A 25,044-nucleotide genomic window follows, 5' to 3' on the forward strand; every position below is an offset into this window, starting at 1 on the left:
GCGCAGTAAACCGAACCCTTCGACCGGCGAAATCCATAGGGTCTTCCGCGGGCAGGCTGATCAGCGCCTCGGAGTCTGGAAGCAGCGACGGTTACAGACCCCGCACGGCAGGGGCCGAGGATGGCCGCTCTGCGGCCCCAAGCATGTGCTACGGGGCCGCAGAGCTTTGAAGGTCGTCACCTGGGCCGTCGGACGTCCGTCAGAACGTCGTCCAGCAGTCCTCTTACGTCGCTTCCGCCCAGGACCAGCTGTCGATCCAGCAGCCGGTTTCCGGTCTCACAGGAGGTCTCACTCACAAGGGAACAACCGTGACAGGCCGAGAGGTTCAGCTGTGAGGCTCCCTGACGGTCGCTTTCGATGCAGACCGGATCGTTGGAGCAGAAGTCCGCGTCGTCCAGGGCTGCCACCAGGAGTGGGATCAGCTTCTTGGGATCCCCGAGCCTGACGAGGCCGCCGAGAGTCCCCTGGGCGTCCCCTGCTGCGGTGTAGATCAGGATCCCGGCGGTCTTGTCCGTGCGGTCGGAGTTCGCGTAGATCCTTTCCTGCAGCGAGGCAGACGCGTAGCCGCTGGCGAACGCCAGCCGCCGGATGAGCAGGTGTGCCAGCGTGTGCAGGACGATAAACCTGGGTTCCGGCACGTCGAGGCGGCCGGCCCAGGGAGAGTCGGCCCTTCGCGTCTTGAGGATGCCAGCGCGTGCCTGCACCTCCGGTTGTGCCTCCCATGCGGCAAGCTTCTCCTCGTCGAACCGCAGGAAGATCCCTTCCCCGAACAGTTCGATCGCCGGGTAGGTGGGCCGATACGACCGGTCCGACCCCAGATCGACGTTGATCAGCGCCGCTTCCGCATCGTGGCGTCGGAAGCCCTGCAGGGCACGGACCTCCCGTACCCGGCGTACCTGTCCGATGCCGCTGATCTTGCCGAGGAGGCTCTGCGGTCCCACGAGCCCTTCGAGGTTTCGTCCGTCGACGACGAAGTCGCTTCCCGTGCGGTCTCGCCCTTCGTCGAGTTTCTTCAGAAACGCCGACCACTCGCCGTCCTTCAGGTCGAGCAGCAGCTCGCCCGCAGGGCTTTCCGCCCCCGCCGCGACGCCGAGAACGGTTTCCGCCGTCACTCCGAGATCGTCGGCAATCAACTGCGCCAACACTTCCGACTGGGGTCCGCCGTTGTCGGTCACGACTTTCCCGAAGAGCATGTGGCCACGGATCTTGTCGGCCGCCTCCGCGGACTGCGGACGTTCCTCCGGTATGTCGAGAGCCGAGATCCTCTCGGCGATGTAGTTGCCCGTGGCACCACGCTGCACGGCGACCAACTCGTACGGACAAGGCTTCTTGACGGAGTCTTCCGGCTCCCAAGGCTGTCGTCCCTCACAGCGGATCCCGTTCTGGTGCAGGGCCCTCTTCGTCACGAGTTCCGCGAGCTTGCGCTCGTTCTTGCATCCGTAGCACTTCACCACCAGTGCCGCGAGGCCTTCGCCGCGGGTGGCCAGCTTGTGGAACCTGAGCGCTTTGTAGTCACGGCAGACGCGGACCGCTTCGTTCAGGTTCGCCGCACGCCCACGATGCGCCCACTTGAACCAGTTGACGTCCTGGATATGGCTGCCCTTTTCGCAGACCGCGACATATCGCATCGGCACGAGCGCGCCGCCGCAGTCACAGGTGTTGCTCCACTTGCCCTTTTTCCTCCCGGTCAGCTTCGAGAGCTTGTCGCAGCGCTCGCAGAACCGCCAAGCAGGAAAGCGCCAGTACGGCAGCGCGGGAGTCTCCTTGGCGGCACGACCCGCATGCGCCGGCGGTTGCCTCAGGACACCGGCACCGAGGCGGGCCATCAGACGCTCACAGCTGATCTCGTGGGCGAACTTCTTGTCCCACCAGGACGTGTCCGGCGCCATGAGCGACTCGCCTCGCACGTCGACGATCGCTCCGACACCGAACGGTGAGATCGTCTCGGAGAGGCGCAGGTCATGCCTGATCTTCTCCATGGTGCACCTCCTCCTGCGGTTCCTGGACCTCTACCGCCACGTTGGGCTCCACGGACCTCATCGAGTCTCCGACGAGCCACCCTTCCCCGGGCTGGCCGAACTTCTTCAACAAAGCTGCCTGGTCTTTCGTCGTCCGCTGGTAGTACAGAGGCTCGTCCGACTCGCGTGCCTGCGCTGCCCGTCGGTCCCAGTCCCTCAGGAGGCTCCATACCGCGGAGCGTGTTTCCGGGGCTTCGAGATCGTCGGCGCGCGTCACGTAGCCGAGGAACCGGTCCACGAGTCGATCGACCGCTTCGCGGATCCTGTCGTCCCCGAGGTCGAAGCGACCTGCCGCGTCGTTCGGAGCGAGTGCGGTGAACGACTGCCGCAGCAGCGCCACGAGCGCGCCAGCGAGCGATCGCGCGCGCGAGGCCAACGACCATGGCGTGACGCTCGTGGGCTCCACGCTCCGGTAGAGGGCTTCGTGGTAGCCACGGAAGGTCTCGAAGTGCGACCGATCACGGGCCCTGCCCGACCGAAACAGCGTGACGACGACGCCCTTCGTGTCTCCACGTCCGACACGGCTCGTGGCCTGGATGTACTCGGCCGTGGTCTTCGGCTGCCCCACCATGAGCATCAGCGCGAGCCGCGGAATGTCGATGCCCACGGAGAGCATGTTCGACGAGAGGACCACGTCGACGGCCTCCGGCGACTCGTCGGCCCTGACCCTGAGCGCGCGCAGATCGTTCGGCAGCTCCTCGGCTCCGCGACGGCTCGTCAGTTCCAGGACCTTCCCCGCCCTGACGGGCCGCAACGGGAAGCCGAGCCTCTCGGCTCGGGGCTCCAGACGACCGTTGACGTCATCGACGACCAGCGTCCCAGTACGCCCGAGCTCACGAAGACTGTTGTGGTACATGACCAGCGTCCAGTACGCGTCCCGTGACGCGGCGGACGGGGCGCGGGCGGCGAGCGCCTCCGGCATCTCCACCATGGGAGTGACGGCGGCGATGACGGCCGACGGCTGCGAGACCGACTGCGGCATCAGGCCGACGTAGAGACGTCCTTCCCCGCTCTCCACCGGGCGGGAGAAGAAGGTCCGGTCGTCGTCGAGTCCCGATGGCGGATACAGAGCGACCTCACGCCCGTACAGTCCCTCCACCTGCTCCTCGGACGCGCGGATGGTGGCCGTCGAAGCCACGATCTTGGGACTGGAGCCCGACCGACTCAACAGGAGCTGGATCACCGCGTCGAAGACTGCGACGGTGGTCCCGAGCGGCCCCGAGAGCAGGTGCAGCTCGTCCTGGATGATCATGGACGGTTGCTCGAAGGCGGTCCCCAGACCGAGCAGCCGGCCCGCTTCCGGTCTGAACTGCAGACGTGCGAACTTGTCGACGGTGGCCAGGAGGATCGTGGGCGGTTCCTCGTACAAAACCTCGTCGACGACCGCGAGCGGAAGCTCGTCGGCGAACCCGCACGACTCGTCGACACAGTGGAGCACGACGTCCGCGCCCACCAAGCGCATGCCGTAGTCCTGCGGCTTGTCGCTCCTGAGCTTCGGCACCACCGGCGTCAGACACCAGGGGCAGCTCTCGACCTGGAACTCGTTCGCCTCTTCCGGGCGCGCGGCCTTCTGAAGTCGCTTGAGTGCCTCACGCGCCTCTGAACGCGCGCCGGGGGTGACCTCGTTGCCCACCCATAGACCGATCGAGAACGGCGCCATGCCCTTCGCCCGGTCGTCCGTGGCCCGCAGCATCTCCATCGCGCAGACCAACGCCGCAGCTCGTTGGAACTGCTGAGAGGTCAGGAGCCGCAGGGTGTAGCGGGTGATGACGGCGGTTCCCCCACCGGCCGTGCCGTGGGCGAGCCGTCGGCGGAAGACCTCGATCGCGGCGAGACCCAGGTACGCCTCGGTCTTGCCGCCACCGGTCGGGAACCAGACGAGGTCGACGAGGTCCCGATCCTTGTGCCTCTGATCGACGGTGGAGGCCAGCGACACGAGCAGGAAGCCGAGCTGGAAAGGGCGCCACCGGGGCTCCGGCACCTGCTCCTCCGGCTGCCCACGGTTGATCGACGCCTGCCGCATCTGAAGACGCATGGCGGCCATGCCGAGCGAGAAGGCCGTTCGAAGGTCCTGTCGTCCCGACGCCCGGAGGAGGTCTATGCCTTCCCTCATCCTGCCGACGGCGTCCTGCGAACGCCCGGCGATCCGGACGGCCACGGTCCTGTCGTCGCCGAACGCCTCCGCCCGTTCCATCTGTCGGGAGGCCCAGCCGGCGAACGCCTCGACGAAGGCGTCCAACGATCGCAGAACCGCTTCGGGATCCTTGTCGATCTGCTGAAGGTGCCCCAGCTCCAACGCCTTGGCCTCGGCCGTCCCCTCGCCGAACCCCGTGGTCTCGACGGCGGGCACCACGAAGGCCGGTACGGGATCGAGGAAGACCTTGGCACAACGGTCCGCCGCGAACTCCCAGTCCGCGGCCATTCCGTGCCCGACCGCGTAGACCTTTCGGTTGCGGTATCGCAGGCGCAGCTCGGCGGCTTCCGGGTCGGTGTCGATCGAGCGCGTCGTGTCGTACTCCAGGATCTCCGCCCCGGCGGAGGGGGCGGCGGCCAGGTGGACCTGGAACAGCGTCCGGGGGATGTCGAGTCGGTCGTCACCCGTGGATTCGGTCAGGACTCGTACGTGGACGGTGACCAACGAGTCGCCCTGGAAGTCGCGCCAACGCGACCCGATCTCGACCGAGACACCGCCCGCGGAAAGGCGCTCGGGCCCCTTCCCCCGCCGGAGATCGAGGCCGTCCACAGAGAACGGGGTACGCCGCCATCTGGGAGGCCCGTCCCCCTCGACAGCGGCGTACGTACCGCACGAGAAGTCGACGTCGACGGAGTCGCTGTCGGTGACGAAGGAGAGCGCGACGGACGAGGGCTTCCAGTCCTCGGCCAGAGGGACCCCGTCCCCTTTCTCCTCGACATCACCCTCGGGGACGTCGGCGGAGACCTCTTCGTCCGTGCCCCCGCCGCCGTGAGGTCCGCGTGCCTCGGCCTCGACCGGGAACAGCATGCCGACGGCGTACTGTCGGTGAGGCAGGTTCGTCGTGACCTCCTCGTCTCCCGCCTCAGGCCCCACGTAGGAGGCTCGGAGATGGTGGAGGGCCTCCTCCTGGGCCGCTGTGAGGTTCACTTGCCAACCTGCTTTCGAAGAAGATCTTGGAGCCGCTTCTTGTCGTCCTTCGACGCAACCACGTGGAGCGTGACCCGCGCCCTTGTGACAGCCACGTAGAACGCGGCGAGACCCCGGTCGTCGTATTCCCGGGGCAGGTCGCAGACGATGACGTGCTCTGCTTCCAACCCCTTGGCAAAGCGGGGGTTCGTCACTAGGAACCCGGCCTCGCTCCTGCGCGGCTCGGCGTCATAGGAGACGCTGATGATCCAGATGTCCTGGCGGCGGGCCCCGTTCGCGACGAGGTCGCGAGCCACGGTCTCGGCCGCAGAGACGCCAGCCGTCCCGTCGGACCACCGCCATTCCACTCGGTCGCCGTGGACGATGCCCGGGTCCCCGACATCGGCGCCGAGGTACTCCTGCACGACGTGGACGATCGCACGGGTGTTGCGGACGTTCCGGTCCAGGTCGTACTGGAGTGCCTCCTGCTGGACCAGCTCGCAAACGTCCGGGTCGAACTCGCCGTCGACGCGTGCCTGGTTGTTGGGATCGAGGAACATCCTCCACCGGCCGCCTTCGCGACCTCCGCTGATCACGGCGTCCAGGGAGTCCATGCCCTCGGCGTTCATGAGGTCCTGTGCCTCGTCGACGAAGACGACGTCGTACTGCTTGTCACCGGACAGGTCCGCGAACGGAAGGAGATCGATGTCTCTGCCCTCGATCCGCGGGCCGAAGAAGTCGACCAGGGCGGGCGAGTGAAAGGTGATGAGGACCGACTTCCCTTCGCCCACCTCCTGCTTCGCGCCTTCCGCCAGCACCAGGGACTTCCCGGTGCCCGCGCCGCCGAAGACGAGCATCCTCGGGTTCCGGGAGAGCGCGGCCAAGACCCTGGCCTGGCCCTCGGTCGCTCGATTCTGCTCCTCCAGCACGGCGCCCCGCTGTGCATCGATGACGGGCATCCTCGTGAACTCGCCGAAGAGACGCGCCCGGAGGGTCTCGGACCGGGCGACTCTGACTCCGTAGGGGGCAGTCCTCGCCTCGCCGGCAACCTTTTCGAAGGCTTCCGTCAGCGCAGCGATGCTCATCTGCTCCTTGGCCCACCAGTGGCTTCCCTTCCATTCGACGGCAGCCGGAGGCGCGTCTATGTCGGGGGTGAGGGCAACGGCCTCGGTCGCGAACCATCCGACGCCTTCCTCCTGGAGGATGTCGCGCAGCGCGTACATCGCCGACTGCGCCTGGTCCATCGGAGACTCGCGCAACTTCTTCCAGTCACCGTGGCGGTCGATGGAGTACCAGACGCCGTCGTACTTCCTGACACCCCCGCCCTTGACCTCGACGATGACGACGACGCCATTCCAGAGCACGACGAAGTCCGCTTCCCCCTGCTGCTTGACCGCGTGGCTCCGCAGCTTCACGGAGTGGAAGGCGACGGCGTCGGGGGGACCGTCGATCGCTTGCAGCAGTCGGGCCACCCGCCGTTCGGCGTTGCTGGTGGTGGTCGTCTCGATATCGGCGAGGTCCGGTATGAGGATCATGATCCCTGCTTTCGCCAGAGGGCTTCGTAAGCGCGGTATCCGAGGAAGTCGTTGACCGCACCGAAGTTGTCGGCGACGTCCACGATGAGGCACTCCGGCTTGCCGCCATTCGCGGGGCCGCGCAGACCGCGGCCGGCCATCTGGATGTATGCGCTGGGACTGAACGTCGGTCTCGCGATGTACAGGGCTCGGACACCCGGTGCGTCGAAGCCCTGGATCAACAGATCGCAGTTGGCCAGAACTCGGACCTCTCCCTTCTTGAACTTCTCGATGACGTCACGGCGTGCCTGCCGTCCGGTCTGACCGCTGACCGCCTCGGCCGCGACCTGCCGGTAACGAAGGGTCGCGGCAAGTACCTGGGCGGACAGGACGTTCGGCGTGAACACGAGGATCGGCCATTCCGGGTCCCGGCTCAGAATGTCCTCCACCAGGATCCTCATGCGGGCCTGGTCCCCGCCGATACGGTCAAGGACATGGGGCTCGAGCCTGCGCAGGGACTGCACCTGCGCAAGTTCGTCCGGCTCTAGCGCGACTTCCATGCCGTCCAACACCTCGTGCCGGACACGGGCGAGGACACCTCTCTTCGACAGCTCCTGGTAAGCGTTGCCGTCGAAGGCGCTCAACTTGTGGTGACCGAAGCGGGCCGCCAGTTCCTTCGTCGGCTCGGTCACATCTCCGCTCCCCTTGAACGGCGTCGCCGAAATGCCCACCAGGGGCCGTTCCCAACTACGACCGTCGACTCCGAGCCATCTGAGGATCTTTGTGTACATCTTCGACCCGCCAGCCCGATGTGCCTCGTCAATGAAGACCGCAGAGGCTCGGCTCAGCCACTCGTACTCAGGAGTGTCGGCCAACCGGTCGAGCTTGGCGTCAGTAGCCACGACCACGCTGAACTCGGTGTCGGGTTCGTGGACGACGTTGTTGTTCCAGAGCCGACCGATCGTCAACGGACGCTCGTCCCCGAGCCAACGCCAGACGGTGCTGAACGTCTGCACCGCTTGCTCGCAGAGCTCCTCCGACTGCGCGATCCAGAGCACTGTTCCGCTCACGCCACCGTCGACGAACAACCGCAGCACTGTTTCGGTGGCCACCCGGGTCTTCCCGGCTCCAGTCGGAAGCTCCACCATGCCCTTGCGCGCGCGACCATCGGCCCCCCGGGACGTCAGGACCTCATGCAGTTCCTCGCTGATCCTCTCCTGGAAGTCGTGCAGGGGCTTGAGCTTCACGGCACCGGGCACGACGAACTCGTCGTCCTGGTGCCGGGTGCGACGCCCGGCGTACTTGGCGCCGAACCCCATCTTCCGGAGCCAGGCGACGGTCGACGCTCCACCAGCCCATGTCATGGGAACGTCCGTATACCCTTCAGCGCTGAACCCCTCCGCGAGGAGCTTGATCGAGTCGCTGCCGTAGACGGTCAGGAAGAGCTCCGCGACGGACGTGTAGTCGTCCACCAGGCCTTGGCCCTCGAGTGCCTGCCAGAGTCCCGTCGGCAGGTTCTCCTTCAGCGTGTCGTCACCGATGAAGATCGCCAGCCGCTCCGCGTCACTGGACGCGGCCCGGGCGTCCTGCCGTTGCGTCTCCAGCTGTCGGTCGACGCGTGCCTGGAGGATGTCGCTCAGCTCGGCGTTCGACAGGCGCAGGTCGAACGCCCCGTTGACGATCTGCAGGACCCGATGTTCGTCGAGTTCTGCCTGGACCACGACAGTCAGTCCCTGGCGGTGCCACTCGAGCGACTGGTCCTCCACCCCGTCCTCAGTGGTCACACGCTTCGTAATCTGGACGGCCTTCGCCACGGTCGCGTTCGTGACCTTGTCCTCGACGAACGTCGAACGCAGTCCGGTGTACAGGTCGATGACGCGCTCCTCGACCTGCTGGCCGTCGACGAGCAGCGAGAAGGAGAAGCTGTCCTCGAACCGTCGGCATCCGACCCCTTCGACGAACTGCTCCGCTTCGTCCTCATCCACCTTGAGGTACGGCTTCTGCCTGAGGCTGAGAAACTCGCGTTCCTCCTCCGTCGTCGCCAAGTACACCGCGTCGGGCCGCCTCCTCTCGATGGTGCGTCCCACCCGGGCGGGGATGAACACCGGGTGCCCCTCCGGGAACGCAAACCGACTCGCGGTGAGGACGAACCCCGTCAGCGCCGCGTTACTGATCGGCGAGGTGACCTCCGCCTCGAGCGCTTCCCGCAGGACCTCCGCAGGAACCTCGCCCAGATCCTTGGGCAGTGCCAGAGCGGCCTCGACGTGGCGCGGTCCTCGGAAGAGAGGCAGCAGGGCCTCGTACTCAACGAGCGACGCAGAGACGACACGATCGGGAGCCCGGTAGCCGCGAGTCGACTTCAGCAGGCCGGCCCGACCCGCCGCCCAGCGAACGGGGGACAGGACCCGGTGACTGAGCCCCGTGTCGATGTCCGTGCAGAGCCAGCTGCCTTCCTGGTCAAGCCTGATCAGTCCTTCCGTCCACCGCTCGCGTATAAGTTCAGACGCGCCCGCCTCCTGCAACATCAGGAGTGCCGAGAAAGGACCGGGGCCGTCTCCCCTGTCGAACTCGACCTGCTCGACGGGGCGCTCTCCGGGCCCAAGCCTCCGGTTCACCTCGTCCAGCACGTAATGGCAGTAGTCCTCGAAGTGGACCTCGTCCTCGAGCGAGTACGAACCCACCGGCTCGGTAATGACGCCTGCCGCGTGTGCGAGCTGGGGCACGCACCTCGTCCCGTCCAGGACTCGATCGGGTGCGCTGTCGCCGAGGCCGTCGATATCCAGCACATACGTGGGCAAGGCCCAACCACCGTCGCGTGTCGGAACCCTGAGAGCACCCGCCTTGTTGCCAGCCACGACCTTCTGTGCCTGCGCCATAGGCGCCTCAGTCGCCGCCTTCCAGAACTTCGGAAGTTCGTCATCCTCCGACTCCGGTGACAGCATGGCCATCCTGGCCTCGAACTTCGCGAGCGAGTCCAAGTCCCGGAACCCTCTGTCGGAGAGCTTCCTTTCCACGCCTGGAATCGCAAGGAAGCTCGGTTCGACGAAGCAAGCCCCCTCTACGTCGATACCGTCCGCTCGATGGAGGTAGACCTGTCCACGGTCTCTGATGGACCGCATACCATCGGTCGTCGGTACAACCTTTGCAGAGTCAAGGCCGTTCGGATTGCGCACGACGAAATCGAGAGCCTTACCAGCAGAGGCCATGTCCGTTCCCTCTGCCCACTCACGCAGCCACGACAAGATTCCCCTCTTGTTGCGAATGCTCTCCAACGCCTTCTTTTCGTCCCTGGGCCGCGAGTCGGAGAAGGCGGGAGAGACGCTGCACAAGTAGATAGTCCTCAGTCGCGCCACCCGCTGAGAGCTGGCATAGCAGCGCCAGTGTGGCACGTCATCATCGGTGTTGGGCGACTTGATCCACTCTTCGTGATCGCGCTCAGATGCGCTGTTGACACCGAAGTCAAGGGGACGAAGCTCCGGTGGTGTGCGTAGCGCACCGGTCGCGTCGGGAATCAGCGCTTTCTCGCATCCGAGCTGCGGGACATAGACACAGAGGATTTCGTCGCCGAAGGAGTGTGCCTCACGACCACGCGCCGGCATGTAGTCCAAGTGTGCTGCCGGATCATCGGCGGAAGAGATCTTCGGCAAAGCGTGGAGGAACATCTCGGAGAGAGTCACAAGGATCTCTCGGTTGTATCTGTTCGCGAGCAGGGTGGTGCGGTCGTCGTTGACGCTCCAGGGGGCATTGAAGAGGGCGGAGGCCGATGTCCTGTCCTGGAGCGGGAAGTACGACCAGAACTCGCCCGTTCTCAGTTGAGCGAAGCGCGCCGGCATCGCAACCGTGACCTTCATTCGGTCACGTGACACCGCTTCACCCACCTCAATCCGAGCCTCGGGACTGGGTGTATGCATTCGGTTCTCGACGTACCACTCGTCGTGGTCGCCCTCGGGACGCTCGATCCGGAACCTGCCATCGCCCAGGTCACGCGACACATGACTCGTCACGAAGTTCGCGTCGGCTCCGACGACCCGGAGTCGGATCTCACGCACCGAGTTGACAAAGAGGAGGAACTCGGAGCGGAATTCCTCGATCTCCTTCTTGAGGTTCTCCAGCCTAGTCGCATTCGGCAGTCTGACGATCGTCACCGCCCACTCCGCCAGCTCGGCCAGGATCGGGTCCTTTACAAACTCGGCCTCTGCATTGATCCGGGTCAGGGTCCTCAGGACCGGGAGTCTCTTGGGCGCAGGGGCGATCGTCGCGATCGCCGTCTTTGCCTTTGAGGAGTTGAATTCGAAGGCGACCGATCGACTGAATACCTGCGGGGTATCGGTGACCGCGAGTACCGACTTGAAACCGAGCCCGAAGCGCCCGATCTCGTCGCCTCGCTTACCACTGAGATGCGCGTGAGCGAGCGTGGTGAGGCCGCTTCGGGAGAACGGACGGCCAGCGTTCGCGCAGTACAGTGTCTGACGGTCGAGGTCGAGGACGATCTCAACCCGCCCCGCCCCCTCCTCGCGCTCGTCAGCCCCCGACATCGCGTCAGCCGCGTTCTGCACCAGTTCCAGAAGCGTGCGGTTCGAGTAACCGCCAACCCGGATGGACTCCTCTTGGTTGGCGTGCTCCGTAATCAGGTTCGAATTCGCGCGATACGAGTTGATCGCCCGCTCGAAGAGTTCATCAACCTCGCGGGCCAATCCCGCGTCGGGCACCCAATCGGCATTCTTCCTCATCACGGCTGCGCCGCCCCCACTCCCGATACCACAATTTGCCAATATCAGACCTGCGCCTATGCGGTTCCTGAACATCGATTGCCGATGTTGGGACAGGGCGCGATATCACACACTGTCGACCCGCCGTGGACGGTAAGCCCAGCCAACGACATCCCGCTCCCGCGGGATGCTCAGGTGGCGGTTGACACGCGGGCGCCAGAACGCCCAAATTGCCGCAGGGGGCGGACTCGCCGCCCTTGATGCAGGGTGTTCCGACCGCAGGTCGATACGAGCGCCGTCGATCCACCCCATGGTCCGGAACCGCTCGACCGACCTCGGCGACGTTTGTCGTCAGAGGCAGGTCGGCGTCACCCCACCCCGACACACAGATGTACATGGCTCCTCTTGCGTCAGCGGGAGGTCAACGACCGACCCAGGCGCTCCGCCTGAACGCGCGCCAGACACACAACGATCTTCACAGTTCCCCCGCATTCGCGAAGCTCAAGAGTTCAACAAATCTCCGCCACGGGGAACCCCCCGTTACCGATTCGCAATCCGGAGATCAGGTACAGCATGCGGCCCAGAACCAGCACGTCGTCAAGGGTTTTGCCTGCCAGGCAAAGCGCACCCACCCGGGGACCGCGTCGACCGTGCGCAACTGGATGCCCCAACAGCAACCAGACGCCTTTGGCTCAGTGCACATCAACCGGCCTTCACAAGTCTCCCTGCTCGCGCTTCGTAAAGGCTCCAGCAACTCCTAGCCAGGTGGAAGCGGTTCTGCCGAATCGAGCTACGTCGATCGGGGCACAGCAGTGGTGGAGTGCGCCCATCGTGCGCCCCTGTACCACCACACTGCGCCCCCGTCAGCTACAGGTCAGCCGGCGATGGTCACCCCAACCCCGCACTGCCGTAGGCGCCTTCACCCCGGCCTCACGGACGCGGCTTCATGTAGCTTGTCGACACTCCCACCACGGAGCAGGCATTGCCCCCGTGTGCCGAGTCATGACGACCGAGGTGACGACCTCCGTCGTCCGACGAACGCAACGAACACCCCCGCGGAGCGGTGGACCATACGTGGACACGGAACCGTCCGCTGCCAGTCCATACGTCCATGACCTGTGGAATTTCCGCATCGAGAAGGGCCCTCCGGAGCCGTGTGCGCAGGTTCGAATCCTGCCGGGGGCACCCCTCATAAGGTGCCCAAAGACCCCGTCACCAGCGGAAACGCTGAGGCCGGGGTCTTCGCGTATCTACAGTCCTGTGCAGCCGAATGCCGCCCTGAGCCGCCCCGAGTGGCCCTATGGCGGCGTCTGTCGACCAATCACGGAAAGGATCTTGGAGTGTTTTCCCTGGTCAGTCGCCGCAAACGGCTGAGGCCTCCCGTAAAGACCCCCGGAAAGGTCCACGGGCCCGGTCCACGCTGCGGGTCAGGCGCGGATCTCGCGGATCAGAGTGCCGTCTCCGTCGTAGAGCTCAAGGGAGAAGTCGAACCCCGAGCGGTGAAGGAGGGCGCCGAGCTCGTCGTAACGCTCGGGGTCCACAACCCCGTTCAGCAAGACCTCTGAACTCTCGATGGGGTCGATCTCCACCTGGCACCAGGCGGGCTCCAGCTCGTAGCCGTGCCAGGAGGACGACCTCGACCGCCAGCCGGCCCGCACGAATCGATCGGCCACAGTTGAAGCGTCCCGGCAACCGCGCACGATTCCGGACACATTGTTGCCGACCTCGACCCATCGGCGATCAAGTTCCGTGCCCTCGTCGGGTATGTCCACGCACGGAGTATGAAGCACAGGGGCAACCACGATCACTCGCGTGCGCGGAGCACGTCCTCGGTGCGGTGGTTGGCCACTTCCTGGCGCCCGTCCGGGCGGTTCGATTACCGGCCGAGCAGACCTCGACGTTGTTGCCCGTCCGTTCGGCGGCCTCGGTCGGGTCGACCCCGGCGTTGAGTCATGTCGACAGGGCGGAGTGGCGAAGGTCCTACGGTCGACGGGCCAGTGGTGAAGCCACCGCGGTGCGACCTTCCCGTGGGAGAGGCGGCGGGTATCGGCCAGTTCGCGTCGGGTCAGGCCCGCGCGGGCGGTGATCTCACGGCGCAGCCGCCTGATGAAACGGTGTCACAGATTTCTCCCCTTCCGGTCGGGGCCTGTGCACGGCGCGGGTTCACGCCGTGCACAGGCCCCGACCAGAGAGGCCGCCGCCCTGTCTTCGTCGGCCCGACCCCACCCGGCGGCGGGCCAACGGCAACCGCAACGCCAGCGCCAGCGCCAGCGCCAGCGCCAACGGCAACGGCAACGGCAACGGCAACGGGGCAGGAAGTCAGAGACCCCTTCTGTGACTGGACGGTCGGCTTCAGGTTTTAGGGTGTGCCCAGCGCGAGGGTCGGCTGGTGCTCCGGGTGGCCGGCAGGTGATGTACGGCCGCCGCGATCCGCTCGCCGACCGCCCGTTCCCGAGGTGGTGCCGCAGCCTACGCACGCGAGCCGGTGTGCTCAAGCAATGCGGTGTGGCGCCTGCTCGGCGGCGGCGGGCAGTCTGCGAGAAGGGGGCGCGGGAGGCGCTGAAGCGGGTGATTCCCTGGTGACCCGCGTGTTCGCCGGTGGTGCGGTGACTTCCGCGGAACCGTGAACTCTTTGGAGTCCATCGGGGAACAGCAGGTGACACGCACTCACCGACGAGTCAGGGGAAGCATTGTGAGCGGACCACCACCGCCGCCTACGGCCGGGACGGGGGACGACGCGGAGATAGTCGTGCAGTCGTTGGAGCAGTCGGAGCTGTTCGCCCTGCTCTATGACCGCTACGCCCCCGACATCCACCGCTACGCGGCCCGTCGCCTGGGCGACAGCGCCGCAGACGACATCACCGCCGACACCTTCCTGGTCGCTTTCCGGATCCGGTCCCGCTACGACCGCACGCGTGCCAACGCGCGCCCCTGGTTGTACGGCATCGCAGGAAACCTCATCGGCAAGCAGCGCCGCGCCGAGGTGCGGGCGCTCAGGGCGCTCGCCCGCACCGGCCACGACCCGCTCGCCGCGTCCGGGGGCGAGTTCTGGCTGGAGGACGCCGACAGCCGGATCGCGGCGCAGGGCCCGCTGGCCGGCGCCCTCGCGGGACTGTCGGCGCCGGACCGGCACGTCCTGCTGCTCGTCGCCTGGGCCGAACTCACCTACCAGGAGGTCGCGGAGGCGTTGGACATACCGGTCGGCACGGTTCGCTCGCGGCTCAACCGGGCGCGCCGCAAGGTACGTACGGCACTGGGTGCCGATCCTGCATTCGTGATCGACGTGGCGGAGGTGGCGTAGCCATGGACGAGATGACCGAGGTGCGCGAGCTGCGTGCCCACGTGCCGGTGCCCGACCGGGCCCGGCTCGCACCGGGACGGGCGCGGCTCACCGAGGCCGCGCGGGTCAGGGAATCGCGCCACGCGTTGTGGCGACGGCGGGAGTTCGCGATCGTCGCGGTCGTGGCCGCGGTGACCGCCGTCGCCGTCACCGCCGGCCTGCTGGTGGGCGGGAAAGGCACGGGACGCGGGGTGCGGCCCGCGGCCACGCCGAGCGTGCGCTTCAAGGGGGTGAGCGCGGCCGAATTCCTGCGGCAGGCCGCTGACGCGGTCCAGGTGCAGCCGGACCGCGCCGTTCCGTCGGCAAAGCAGTGGATCTACACCAAGTCGGCGCAGGAGCCTTCGGACAAGTCCCACGGCCTTCCGGCCGAGCAGGAGAACTGGATCCGGTACGACGGCTCCGCCAGCGCCTCCCGGATCGGAGACGAGCCGCTCTACATCACCAAGATGCATCTGGAGAACGGCGGCGAGGGCGACGACCGCTCGGCGCGCGAGATGTACCGGGTCCTCATCGCTCTGCCGGCCGACGGCAGGGGGACGCTGAAGGCGCTCCGGGAGCAGAACGCCATCGCCGACTCCAAGAAGGTCTCACAGGCAGACAACGACTACGTCGAGATCAGCGTCCTGTTGTCGGCCGACGTGATGCCGGCCGAGGGCCTGGCCTCCCTCTACCGCGCCCTCGCACTCGTACCGGGCGGAAAGGTCACCGACCACCTGGTCAGGACCGCCGCCGGACGCCGGGTGATCGCCCTGGACTACAACCGCGGGGAGAACCCCAAGGCGAGTGGAGCGATCCATGACCAGTGGCTGATCGACCCGCAGACCTACCGGATCGTCGGCATGCGGATGGTCGCAGGCGACGGCAAGGTCTTCGGCGGCGACTCGCTCGTCACGACGGCTGTGGTGGACCGGGCGGGCGACCGCGGCTGACCACCCACGATTCCGGGCGGCCCGCACCACGGGGGCGGGCCGCCCGTCTCCCGCCCCGGCGGTGGGAGCGGTGAGGACAGCCGCGCTGCTCGGCTCACCATGTCGCGACTTCACCCGGTCGGCGAGGCTGCCGGCTCGGGAGCAGGGGTCGCGGGCCGCCAGGTGGTCTCAAGTCCCGGGGAATCACCACGAGTAGACTGCGCAACCCCTGATCGTGGCTGCCCCTGCGCGAGCGCGAATGCGGAGTGCTGAGAGGACCTCGTATGGCCACCCCGGAACAAGTGAGGGAAGCACTCACCCGAGAGCTTTCGGGACCGCAGAGCCAGGGAGGAGGGACCTCTCTTGACGTCCTTGAGGTGAACGTACCTTCTGTGTTCCCAGAGTTGCTTCTCAGGATCCGGGTCAGAGTCTCAGGGCAGCTCTGGGAAGTCTCACTCGACTACCAGGGCCAGGAAGCGAGTCTGGTGAGCGGAGACCTCGCCGACGACAACCTGGACTACCTCGGGTTCCTGATTCGAGTCCACCTGTTCGAGTGGTGGTACACGAAGGACACGGAGAAGTTCTCGGCGCGCATGGGGAAGAGACTGGACTGAGGCTCCCTCCGCCCACCGTGCGGCGACCGGCGGCCTCTTGCGATGCCAACAGGCCTTGCCCAGCGCCGAGTTGGCCACTCGGCCGCTCTGGAGTCGTCGTCTTGCAGGAGCGCCGCCTACCGATGCCGTCGTAAACACGCCGCAGGTAGGCGTGCGGAGGCGCGGCTCCCGGGGCCCGGTGGGCATGCTCGGGCAGGGAAGCTGTGGGACGTGGTGCTGAGCCTTGGAGAGATGAGGCGGGATGCGGGCCTGGTTGCGGCAAGGGATCTTCCAAGGACCTCAGTCCAGAACCCATCTGGAAGCGCTCAAGAGGCTCCAGCCCGAACCCCAGGACATGTACACCCACGACTATCTCTACGACTGTCTCAGCGTGCTGGACTCCAAGGCCCAGGTGCTGCTCGCCTATGACGGCTTCCTGGTGGCCGCCGCCTCGGTCGTGCTGACCATTCTTCCCGGGGGTGCCGGCTCAACTACGCTTCTGGTCGCGGCTCTTGTCGCGAGCGGCCTCTCCGGGGCGCTGAGCCTCACGGTCGTGTCGGTGCACTGGACCGACACGTACGACCTGGAACATCCGCATGAGATCTTCCCGCGGCTGCTGGAGGTCCGCAATCACCGGACGGTCAACTACCGCCTCTCCTGGGGCATCGCACAGATCGCCTCCCTTCTGCTGGTGTGCGGGGTTCTTGTGCATCTGCTGGGGTGGTAGGGGTACGACGGGGCGGGTGCAGGGGGTGCGGTTGTGGGGCGGGCGGACGCGCGGACGCCCGGATCGTGCGGACCCGGGGCTAGGAACTCCGGGCGGTCTGCTCTTCTGAGACCTTCGCCGTTCCTCCCAGGTGGATGCGCGGGCCCCGTCGGCCGGGGCGGGCGGTGGCCGTGATCGTGGCGGGGCTGCCCAGTGCGTCGCCCATGTCGATGGTGAGTTCGGCCGTGCCCTGTCCGGCCAGGTGTGCGGCCAGGCAGGCGCTGCTGTTGGCGTTGGCGATGTCCTCCGGTACGCCGATCGACGGTGCGAACATGCGGGCCGCCAGGGAACCGGAGGGTGACGGCGGGGAGTAGACGTACGCGCCCAGCAGGCCGAACGTGTCGCAGGCGTCCCGGAGCCGGCCGAGGTCCGGGGCCAGCGCCGCGAGCGTCGCGCGGTCCGGAACGGGGACCAGCAGCCGCTCCCTCCCCATCGAAGCCACCCGCACGTCCGGGCCGGACCCGTCGGGCACCACGCCCAGGGCCTCCAGGGCCAGTCCGCGCTCGGCTTCGGTCGGTTCACGCAGGTCCACGGGGCCGGGGTCGAAGGCGGCCGCGAGATGGGACCCCCGCGGTTCCGACCAGCCGTCGAAGACGCGTCGCGATGTCCGCAGGGTGGCCCGGTAGGACCCCGGAGCGCCGTTCCGCGACCCGTTGTACGCGAGGTACGCCAGCGCGGCGACCGTTCCGTGGCCGCAGGCCGGCAGCTCCCCCTCGGCGGTGAAGAAGCGCAGGTCCACCGTCGGGTCCTGGGTCTCGTCCGAGTGCACGCGGACGTACACGGCGTGCGAGGTGCCCGCCTCCACCGGCACCCGGCGCCGCTCCTCGTCGCTCAGGTTCCGCTGTTCCTCCTCCAGCACCACGGCGGTGGGGCTGCCGCCCGCGCCGTCGCGCAGGCAGGCTCGGACGAGTGCCACGGGCGGCGCGCTCATCGGCCTCGCCTCGGCCGGCCGCCGTCTCTCGCGGTCCGCCGCGGTCGCGCGCTTCGTCCCGGACCTCCGGGCGGTCCCTCTGTCACAGGCGCCTCCAGTGTCACTGGTCCGACCGGTGCGGCCAGTACCGGCCGTACCGGCACTGCCGGCGGTGACGGCAGCACTGCCGGTGTCGGCAGTACCGGCGGTGTCGGCAGCACTGCCGGGGCACGGTCCGGCTCCGTCACTTCGTGTTCTCCAGTGTGGCGTAGCCCGTCTTCGCGTCCCGTTCCGCGGTGTGGGCGCCTTCCTGGAGCTGGAACAGGGAGCCGAAGGGGCTCTGGGCCTGCGGGGCCTCGGTCAGGCGGAGGCTCGTTTGCGGGGGGCCGTCTTCTTCGCGGGCGTCTTCTTCGCGGGCGTCTTCTTCGCGGTGGTCTTCTTGGCCGCCGTCCGGGAGTCCGCCGCGCCGTCGGCCGGCTTCGCCGCGGTCCTGCCGGCCGTCTTGGCGGTCGACTTCCTCGCCGTCGATTTCTTCGCCGCGGTCTTCTTGGCCGCCGGCTTCTTCGCCGTGGACGTCGACTTCTTCCCGCCCACCTCCTTGGGCTCCGTACGGGCCGAGCCACGGGCCGCGGTCTTGCCGGCCGGCAGCCGGGTGACCTCGGCGTCCTCCCCCGCCCCGGCGGCCTCCTCGCCCCGCGACTCCTTCGCCGCGCGCACGCTCTTCTCCAGGGCCGCCATCAGGTCGAGCACCTTGCCGCCGGCCTTCTCCCCGGAGGGGGCGGCGGGCGCCTCGTGCCCCTCGGCCTTGGCGGTGACCATCTCCTCGACGGCCTCGCGGTAGTCGTCGTGCAGGTCTTCGAGGTCGACCTCGCCGAGGGTGTCCATCAGGGCGTCGGCCAGGTCGAGTTCCTTGTCGCGGACCGTGATGGCGGCGTCCGGGGCGACCTCGCCGGTGGCCCGGATCTCGTCCGGCCACAGCAGACCGTGCATGGCGATGACGTCGTCGACGACGCGCAGCATGCCGAGCCGTTCCCGCCCGCGCAGCGCGAACTTCGCCACGGCGACCTTCTGGCTGCGCTTGAGTGCCTCGCGCAGCAGGACGTACGGCTTGGCGGCCGGGACACCGTTCGCGGCCAGGTAGTACGCCGTGTCCATCTGGAGCGGGTCGATCCGGTCCGCCGGGACGAAGGCCACGATCTCGATGGTCCGGGCGGTCGGGATGGGCAGCGACGCCAGGTCCTCGTCCGTGATCGGGATCAGCGTGCCGTCCGCGTCCTCGTACGCCTTGCCGATCTCGGCGGTCGAGACCTCGCTGTCCTCCAGTTCGCAGACCTTGCGGTAGCGGATGCGCCCGCCGTCGTCGAGGTGGATCTGGCGGAAGGAGATCGCGTGGCTCTCCGTGGCGTTCACGACCTTGATGGGGATGCTGACCAGGCCGAAGGAGATGGCGCCGTTCCATATGGATCGCACGTGCAGCATCCTTCCGATCACGTTGAGCGATTTTCGTGCCATTTTCGTGGGATTGTCATGGTATGACGCCGATCACGGAGGTGGAGGGCAGAAGGCTCGCGCTCACCAATCTCGACAAGGTCCTGTATCCGGCCACCGGCTTCACCAAGGGCGAGGTGCTGCACTACTACGCCACGGTGGCGGACGTACTGCTCCCCCATCTGCGGGACCGGCCGGTCTCCTTCCTGCGCTATCCCGACGGGCCGGACGGTCAGCTCTTCTTCACCAAGAACGTGCCGCCCGGTACGCCCGCCTGGGTCACCACGGCCGAGGTGCCGCGCTCCGAGGGGCCCGCGCGCATGGTCCTCGTCCAGGACCTGGCCTCGCTCATGTGGGCGGCGAACCTGGTGACCGAGTTCCACACACCGCAGTGGACGATCGGCACGCCGGGGATCGCCGACCGGATCGTCTTCGACCTCGATCCGGGGGCGCCGGCGACGGTCGTGGAGTGCTGCGAGGTGGCGCTGTGGCTGCGCGAGCGGCTGGCCGGGGACGGGATCGAGGCGTACGTGAAGTCGTCCGGTTCGAAGGGGCTGCACGTGCTGGCCTCCGTCGCGCCGACGCCGTCCGCCGAGGTCAGCGCGTACGCGAAGGAGCTGGCCGTGGAGGCGGAGAAGGCGCTGCCCCGGCAGGTGGTGCACCGGATGACGCGGAGCCTGCGGCCCGGAAAGGTGTTCGTCGACTGGAGCCAGAACGCCGGCCGCAAGACGACGGCCACCCCCTACACGCTCAGGGCGCGGGCGGAGCCGGCGGTGTCGGCTCCGGTGACCTGGGACGAGGTCGAGGCATGCCGGACTCCGGACCGGCTGGCCTTCCGGGCACCGGACCTCGCGCGCCGGGTACGGGAGTCGGGCGACCTGCTGGGCCCCCTGTTCGACCCGGACCGGGCCCGCCCGCTGCCCTGACCGGCTCGACTCGGCACGACTCGGCACGGCACGGCACGGCACGGCTCGACTCGGCACGGCACGGCACGGCTCGGCACGGCACAGACGCGACACAGCAGGCTCGGCAACAGCAGGCTCGGCAGCCGCCCGGCACCGGGGGCCGCCGGACACGAGTGGTCACCGGACGCCGGAGGCCGCCGGAGGCCGCCGGAGGCCGCCGGAGGCCGCCGGGCACGGGTGGCCGCCGGACGCCGGGCACCCGGTTCGTCCTCAGACCCGCGACCAGGTGTGCCGGTCGCGGGCCATCGCGTGCAGGGCCTCCACATCCGCGGGCTTGAGCACCCCGCCGAGCCGGGCGAGATCCGCGATGTCGGTGTCCCGCAGGACGCGGACCCCGCGCGGTGGCGCCGTCGTGTCGAGGCGGGCGGGACCGACCACGGCGAGGACGGCGTGCACCTCGGCCGTCAGGGCGTGGGACGCGCGGTCGGCGTCGGCGCGGACCCCGCGGAGCAGCGGACGGGGTTCGCGGCGGCCGACGGCGACCATCGGGCCGGCGACCAGGACACGCTGCTTGCGGGCGTACAGGGCGTGGACGCAGAAGAGGCCGGCGGGGCCGATCACCAGGTGGTGGATACGGTCGCCGCCCGGGAGCGGGACGGAGTGCAGGGTGTGCCAGCCGCCTCCCTCCAACCGGTCCAGGGCCGCGCCGACGGCCTGTTCGGCGGCGAGCGCGCGGCGGCGCGGATCGGGGCGCAGCCGGTGCGCGGGGCCCGGATCGCGGTCGAGGTCGATCACCAGGGCCTCGCCCGGCCGGTTCGGCGCGAGGTCGTCGTCCGGGTGGAGCGTCAGACGGGCCAGTTCGGCGGGGGTCGGGACGGGCGGCGGCCCGACCGTCACCGGCCCGGTCAGGAACGGCCCCAGCGCATCGAGCACGTCCTCGCGCCGGTCCTGGCTGAGCAGATTGACCCTGGCGGTCTCACGGTCGTACCAGGCGACGCTCCTCCCGTCGGTCAGGCAAACGTAGAGACGCTCCTGTCCGTGGCGCCAGGCCGGTACGACGCGCAGTCCGTTCATGCGGCATCACCCCACGACCATGGGAACAGGCGGGGTGCTCCGTGGGCAAGAACCCGGTTACCTTTGACAGGAGTTGGGGGAGTTGGGTGGGAGGCGCCGTTGCGGACTCGCAGAAGATTTCCGGATGTTCCGGCCCCGGACAGCCCGTGGAACGAGATCGTGCCCGGCCTGTGGATGGGCGGCCACGAGTACGCGGGGCGTTCGGGACATCCCGAACCCGTCGTCGTACACGATGAGTTCGACCTGGTCCTGACGCTGCTGCGACTGCCGGGGCACGGGCCAGACCCGGGGGTCGAGCACCACGTGTGGCCGGTACCGGACGGCCCCTTGGACGGTACGCAGCTCACCGGGGTCATGCGGCTCGCACGGGCCGCCGACGACGCGCTGGAGGACGGACGCCGGGTGCTCGTCCGCTGCTTCCACGGGTACAACCGCTCGGGGCTGGTCGTCGCGCACGCGCTCATCCTCGCGGGGCACACCGCCGACGACGCGATACGGCTGATCCGGGCCCGGCGTTCGCCCTGGGCGCTGCACAACGAGCTCTTCGTGGAGTACCTGCGGACCGGGCTCGCCACGGCCCGTCTCCTCGAAGAACTCGCGGATTGACGTCCTGCCCGGCCCGAAGCCCCGGGAGGCGACCAGCACGGAGGGCGCGTGCGGACCTCGGGAACTTCTGCATGAATATGTGGGCGGGGCGCCCGGCCGCCCCGCGTCGTGCCCGATCGCCGCGGGCCGGCCCGTCCTCGACGGTCACCGGGCCGACGGCATCGCTTCCTCCGCCGGTCCCGTGCGGCAGCGGCGCGCCCACGGACGGGGCGGCCCGGACACAGGAGCGCAGTGACCCACAGCCGACCCGCCCGCGCGACCGCCAGGCCCCGCCGCGCCGGCCGCGCGGCCCGCGGAGCCGTCGTCGCCTTCGTGCTGGCGGCGGCCCTGGCGGCCTGCGGCGACTCCGGCGACCTGCACGGCGCGGGCGCGACCCCCACCGCCGTCGGCCCGGCCCGGCTGTGGCCGCGGCTGCCGCCCGCCTCGACGCCCGCGATCGACTACGGCGAGGCGGACACCGAGACGGTCAAGGGCGTCACGGCGCCCGGCGACGACATCCACGCGGTCGATCCGGTCGCCGTGGTGCGCGCCGAGGTCGCCGCCCATCCGGACGAGTACAGCGGGCCGCACGCGAGGTACGCGCGGACGGCCCGGCAGATCGAGGACTGCGGGAAGCCGGGCGCCCGGGGCCGGAGCTGCCCGGTCCTTCGGGCGTACTACCGCGATCTCACCGGCGACGGGAAGGACGACCTGGTGCTCGGCATCCGCTTCCCCGCCCACCAGTTGGCGGTACGCGTGTACACGTTCCTGCACCACCGGCTGGTGCAGGTCATGGGCACCTCGGACAGCGTGGTCAGTGTGGAGCTGGCGGGCCGCGAGGTGATCATCCGCTCGCCCTCGACCCTGCCCGGCTACGAGTTCCGCACGGTCTGGTCCTGGGATCCGCACCAGAACGCCATGCTGGCGACCCGCGACGAGATCCTGCGGGTCCGGCCGCCGGCACGGCCGGTCTCGCCCGCCCCCGTACCGTCCGCCGCCCTGCCGTCCGCCCCCTCCCGGGAGCCCTCCCCCACGCTCTCCCCGTCCGCGAGCCGCTCATGAGACAGCGCCCGCGCCTGCCGCACTGGACCGCCACCCTGACCTGGAAGGCGACCGCGTTCATCGCGGTGATGTGCTGCGGTCTGGCCGCCCTCCTCGGGGTCCTCGTGCATGTCTCGGTGACCGACCAGACCGTCGGCGAGGCACGCGGCCGCGCGCTCGGCCGGCTCACCGACGTCACGGCGGCCTACGAGGCGGGAGAGCGGCTGCCGCCGGACGCGGGCGTCGATCCGCCCGGACTGCCCGCGCGGCTGCGGGAGCTGGCGGTGGACGGGAAGCGGGGCTCGATGGTCGGCGGGCACGACACGCACCCCACGATGTGGGCGGCCGGTCCCGCGGACGGCGGACGCGCGCTGGCCGTCCGGTTCGACTACGCCCAGGGCGCGCACACCATCGACGCCCTGGACCGGGCGATCGTGTGGTCCTCGGCCCTGGCGATCGGCGTGACACTGCTGGTCGGGGCGTTCGCGGTGACACGGGTGACGCGTCGGCTGCACGCGACGGCGCGGGTGGCGCGACGGATCAGCGCGGGCGACCTGGACGCGCGCGTCGACGACCCGCGCGCCCAGGATCCGACGCGCCCCCAGGACGAGGTGGCCGCGGTCGCCGGTGCCCTCGACACGATGGCGTCGTCGTTGCAGGGCAAGCTGCTGAGCGAGCAGCGGTTCACGGCGGACGTGGCGCACGAGCTGCGCACTCCGCTGACCGGGCTGCACGCGGCGGCCGAACTGCTCCCACCCGGGCGGCCGACGGAGCTGGTGCGCGACCGGGTGGCCGCCCTGCGCACCCTCACCGAGGACCTGCTGGAGATCTCCCGGCTGGACGCCCGCAGCGAACGGCTGGAGCTGGACTTCGAACCGCTGGTGCCGCTGGCCGAACGGGTGGTGCGCGCGTCGGGGACCGACACCGACGTCCGGGTGGTGCGGCGCGCGCGGGCCGAGACCGACCGGCGCCGGCTGGAGCGGGTGCTCGGCAATCTCGTGGCCAACGCCCACAAGCACGGCAGGGGGCCGGTGGTGCTGACCCTGGACGGCCCGGTCGTCACCGTCCGGGACCACGGGGACGGCTACCCGGACTACCTCGTGGAGCACGGGCCGCAGCGCTTCCGCACCGAGGGCGGCGCGACGGGCCACGGACTCGGCCTGACCATCGCGCTCGGCCAGGCGGAGGTCCTCGGTGCGCGCCTGGAGTTCGCCAACGCCCCGGACGGCGGAGCGGTGGCGACGCTGACACTCCCTCAGGGCGGCGAGGAGGAGCCGGGCGTCTCCGATGGCGGAGTGTGACCTGCGCGCCCAGGCTCACGATCCTAATGTGGCGATAAGTCAGGTTCGCCCCCTTTCCGGAGGAGCCCTCCATGTCCCTGCGGTCCACATACACCCGAATCGGTATGGCTCTAGCCGCCGGCAGCCTGGTCGCCCTGGCCGGCGCGACGCCCGCCCTCGCCGACGGCGAGGGCGGCACCGGAAGCAGCGACGGCCACCAGTGGAGCAACGGGGGCGGCGGAGACGGGGGCGGTGACGGCCAGGCACAGAGCAACGGTGGCGGCGGCAACGGCCACACCTGGAGCAACGGCGGCGGGGGTACCGGCAACGGCACCGGCACCGGCCAGACATCGAGCGACAACGGTGGCGGTGGCGGCCAGACGTGGAACAACGGCGGTGGCGGGAACGGCCAGACCTGGAACAGCGGCGGTGGCGGTGGTGACAGCCAGGAACCGGAGGCGAACGGGAACGGCAGGGGCGACGGCCGCCAGGACGACCCGCGCCTGTACAAGGGCAGGGTCACCGCCCGCGGCGGACTGGCCCTGCGCAGTTCCCCGACCCGCGGCAGCCAGCTTATCCGGGTGGCGCGACAGGGCGAGATCGTCTCCATCTTCTGCAAGACCTCGGGTCAGACCGTCGAGGGCAACCCGCTCTGGTACCTCCTCACGGACGGCACCTGGGCCTGGGGCGCCGCGCGCTACATCGACAACATCGGCCCCTCGCCCCGCTGGTGCTGACACCACGGTGACGAACAGCGGCGAACGATGACGAACCGGACCGGCCGGTTCGTCATCGCACTACGGGACATCGGGT

At 68.8% G+C, this 25,044-nt stretch carries 17 protein-coding genes; 9 read left to right on the forward strand and 8 right to left on the reverse strand.

Annotated elements, in window-relative coordinates:
• Nucleotides 1–176 precede the first annotated feature (176 nt).
• From OHT01_RS13805 to OHT01_RS13825, 5 genes are all read right to left on the reverse strand, one after another.
• The gene (locus tag OHT01_RS13805) at nucleotides 177–1,979 is read right to left on the reverse strand and encodes a DUF1998 domain-containing protein (RefSeq protein ID WP_328553443.1); all 1,803 of its coding nucleotides are present in this window, start codon (nucleotides 1,977–1,979) and stop codon (nucleotides 177–179) included.
• Nucleotides 1,960–5,139, reverse strand: coding sequence for a helicase-related protein (locus OHT01_RS13810; protein WP_328553444.1), 3,180 nt, complete (start codon nucleotides 5,137–5,139; stop codon nucleotides 1,960–1,962). The genes OHT01_RS13805 and OHT01_RS13810 overlap by 20 nt, the downstream gene beginning before the upstream one ends.
• Nucleotides 5,136–6,653 (reverse strand): nuclease-related domain-containing DEAD/DEAH box helicase, encoded by a 1,518-nt coding sequence (locus tag OHT01_RS13815; RefSeq protein ID WP_328553445.1) that lies wholly within the window; start codon nucleotides 6,651–6,653, stop codon nucleotides 5,136–5,138. The genes OHT01_RS13810 and OHT01_RS13815 overlap by 4 nt, the downstream gene beginning before the upstream one ends.
• Nucleotides 6,650–11,437, reverse strand: a complete 4,788-nt coding sequence (locus tag OHT01_RS13820) for a DEAD/DEAH box helicase (RefSeq protein ID WP_328553446.1) — start codon at nucleotides 11,435–11,437, stop codon at nucleotides 6,650–6,652. Before OHT01_RS13820 ends, OHT01_RS13815 begins: the two co-directional genes overlap by 4 nt.
• A 1,331-nt stretch (nucleotides 11,438–12,768) precedes the next feature.
• A complete protein-coding gene (locus tag OHT01_RS13825) occupies nucleotides 12,769–13,014 on the reverse strand; it encodes a hypothetical protein (RefSeq protein ID WP_328553447.1) in 246 nt (81 codons plus the stop codon).
• Between the two features lie 1,019 nt (nucleotides 13,015–14,033).
• On the opposite strand from OHT01_RS13825, the gene OHT01_RS13830 reads away from it, so the two are divergent.
• From OHT01_RS13830 to OHT01_RS13845, 4 genes are all read left to right on the forward strand, one after another.
• Nucleotides 14,034–14,642: an RNA polymerase sigma factor gene (locus OHT01_RS13830; protein WP_328553448.1), complete on the forward strand. Its 609-nt coding sequence runs from the start codon at nucleotides 14,034–14,036 to the stop codon at nucleotides 14,640–14,642.
• Between the two features lie 2 nt (nucleotides 14,643–14,644).
• Complete coding sequence (locus OHT01_RS13835; protein WP_328553449.1) at nucleotides 14,645–15,610, forward strand: CU044_5270 family protein; 966 nt, start codon at nucleotides 14,645–14,647, stop codon at nucleotides 15,608–15,610.
• Between the two features lie 263 nt (nucleotides 15,611–15,873).
• Nucleotides 15,874–16,203 carry a hypothetical protein gene (locus OHT01_RS13840; protein WP_328553450.1) on the forward strand — a complete coding sequence of 110 codons (330 nt, stop codon included), beginning with the start codon at nucleotides 15,874–15,876 and terminating at the stop codon, nucleotides 16,201–16,203.
• A gap of 241 nt (nucleotides 16,204–16,444) precedes the next feature.
• Nucleotides 16,445–16,909: a hypothetical protein gene (locus OHT01_RS13845; RefSeq protein ID WP_328553451.1), complete on the forward strand. Its 465-nt coding sequence runs from the start codon at nucleotides 16,445–16,447 to the stop codon at nucleotides 16,907–16,909.
• Nucleotides 16,910–16,988: 79 nt separating this feature from the next.
• Here OHT01_RS13845 and OHT01_RS13850 read toward each other — a convergent pair whose 3' ends face one another.
• A complete protein-coding gene (locus tag OHT01_RS13850; protein ID WP_328553452.1) occupies nucleotides 16,989–17,879 on the reverse strand; it encodes a PhzF family phenazine biosynthesis protein in 891 nt (296 codons plus the stop codon).
• A 339-nt stretch (nucleotides 17,880–18,218) separates the two neighbouring features.
• Nucleotides 18,219–19,328 (reverse strand): non-homologous end joining protein Ku, encoded by a 1,110-nt coding sequence (gene ku, locus OHT01_RS13855; RefSeq protein WP_443043391.1) that lies wholly within the window; start codon nucleotides 19,326–19,328, stop codon nucleotides 18,219–18,221.
• 62 nt (nucleotides 19,329–19,390) lie between these two features.
• Between ku and ligD the strand changes: the two genes are divergently transcribed.
• Complete coding sequence (ligD, locus tag OHT01_RS13860; protein WP_328553453.1) at nucleotides 19,391–20,272, forward strand: non-homologous end-joining DNA ligase; 882 nt, start codon at nucleotides 19,391–19,393, stop codon at nucleotides 20,270–20,272.
• A gap of 249 nt (nucleotides 20,273–20,521) precedes the next feature.
• Here the strand turns inward: ligD and OHT01_RS13865 are convergent, their stop codons facing one another.
• Nucleotides 20,522–21,325, reverse strand: a complete 804-nt coding sequence (locus OHT01_RS13865) for a nuclease-related domain-containing protein (protein ID WP_328553454.1) — start codon at nucleotides 21,323–21,325, stop codon at nucleotides 20,522–20,524.
• A 99-nt stretch (nucleotides 21,326–21,424) separates the two neighbouring features.
• Here OHT01_RS13865 and OHT01_RS13870 point away from each other — a divergent pair, with 99 nt between their 5' ends.
• The 4 genes from OHT01_RS13870 (at nucleotide 21,425) to OHT01_RS13885 (ending at nucleotide 24,968) form a co-directional block, all read left to right on the forward strand.
• Nucleotides 21,425–21,931 carry a protein-tyrosine phosphatase family protein gene (locus tag OHT01_RS13870; protein WP_328553455.1) on the forward strand — a complete coding sequence of 169 codons (507 nt, stop codon included), beginning with the start codon at nucleotides 21,425–21,427 and terminating at the stop codon, nucleotides 21,929–21,931.
• 231 nt (nucleotides 21,932–22,162) lie between these two features.
• Complete coding sequence (locus tag OHT01_RS13875) at nucleotides 22,163–22,972, forward strand: hypothetical protein (RefSeq protein ID WP_328553456.1); 810 nt, start codon at nucleotides 22,163–22,165, stop codon at nucleotides 22,970–22,972.
• The gene (locus OHT01_RS13880) at nucleotides 22,969–24,252 is read left to right on the forward strand and encodes a HAMP domain-containing sensor histidine kinase (protein WP_328553457.1); all 1,284 of its coding nucleotides are present in this window, start codon (nucleotides 22,969–22,971) and stop codon (nucleotides 24,250–24,252) included. The genes OHT01_RS13875 and OHT01_RS13880 overlap by 4 nt, the downstream gene beginning before the upstream one ends.
• A gap of 104 nt (nucleotides 24,253–24,356) precedes the next feature.
• Nucleotides 24,357–24,968: an SH3 domain-containing protein gene (locus OHT01_RS13885; RefSeq protein WP_328553458.1), complete on the forward strand. Its 612-nt coding sequence runs from the start codon at nucleotides 24,357–24,359 to the stop codon at nucleotides 24,966–24,968.
• The last annotated feature ends 76 nt before the right edge of the window (nucleotides 24,969–25,044 follow it).

Origin of the sequence: Streptomyces sp. NBC_00358 (assembly GCF_036099295.1) — a bacterium.
Classification (GTDB): Bacteria; Actinomycetota; Actinomycetes; order Streptomycetales; family Streptomycetaceae; genus Streptomyces.

Excerpts from the sequence above, each read along its gene's own strand:
- OHT01_RS13815 (WP_328553445.1), bottom strand. The coding sequence starts at position 6,653 with ATGATCCTCATACCGGACCTCGCCGATATCGAGACGACCACCACCAGC.
- OHT01_RS13820 (WP_328553446.1), bottom strand. The coding sequence starts at position 11,437 with ATGTTCAGGAACCGCATAGGCGCAGGTCTGATATTGGCAAATTGTGGT.
- OHT01_RS13850 (WP_328553452.1), bottom strand. The coding sequence starts at position 17,879 with ATGAGCGCGCCGCCCGTGGCACTCGTCCGAGCCTGCCTGCGCGACGGC.
- OHT01_RS13835 (WP_328553449.1), top strand. The coding sequence starts at position 14,645 with ATGGACGAGATGACCGAGGTGCGCGAGCTGCGTGCCCACGTGCCGGTG.
- ligD (WP_328553453.1), top strand. The coding sequence starts at position 19,391 with ATGACGCCGATCACGGAGGTGGAGGGCAGAAGGCTCGCGCTCACCAAT.
- OHT01_RS13840 (WP_328553450.1), top strand. The coding sequence starts at position 15,874 with ATGGCCACCCCGGAACAAGTGAGGGAAGCACTCACCCGAGAGCTTTCG.
- OHT01_RS13885 (WP_328553458.1), top strand. The coding sequence starts at position 24,357 with ATGGCTCTAGCCGCCGGCAGCCTGGTCGCCCTGGCCGGCGCGACGCCC.
- OHT01_RS13805 (WP_328553443.1), bottom strand. The coding sequence starts at position 1,979 with ATGGAGAAGATCAGGCATGACCTGCGCCTCTCCGAGACGATCTCACCG.
- OHT01_RS13865 (WP_328553454.1), bottom strand. The coding sequence starts at position 21,325 with ATGAACGGACTGCGCGTCGTACCGGCCTGGCGCCACGGACAGGAGCGT.
- OHT01_RS13880 (WP_328553457.1), top strand. The coding sequence starts at position 22,969 with ATGAGACAGCGCCCGCGCCTGCCGCACTGGACCGCCACCCTGACCTGG.
- OHT01_RS13845 (WP_328553451.1), top strand. The coding sequence starts at position 16,445 with ATGCGGGCCTGGTTGCGGCAAGGGATCTTCCAAGGACCTCAGTCCAGA.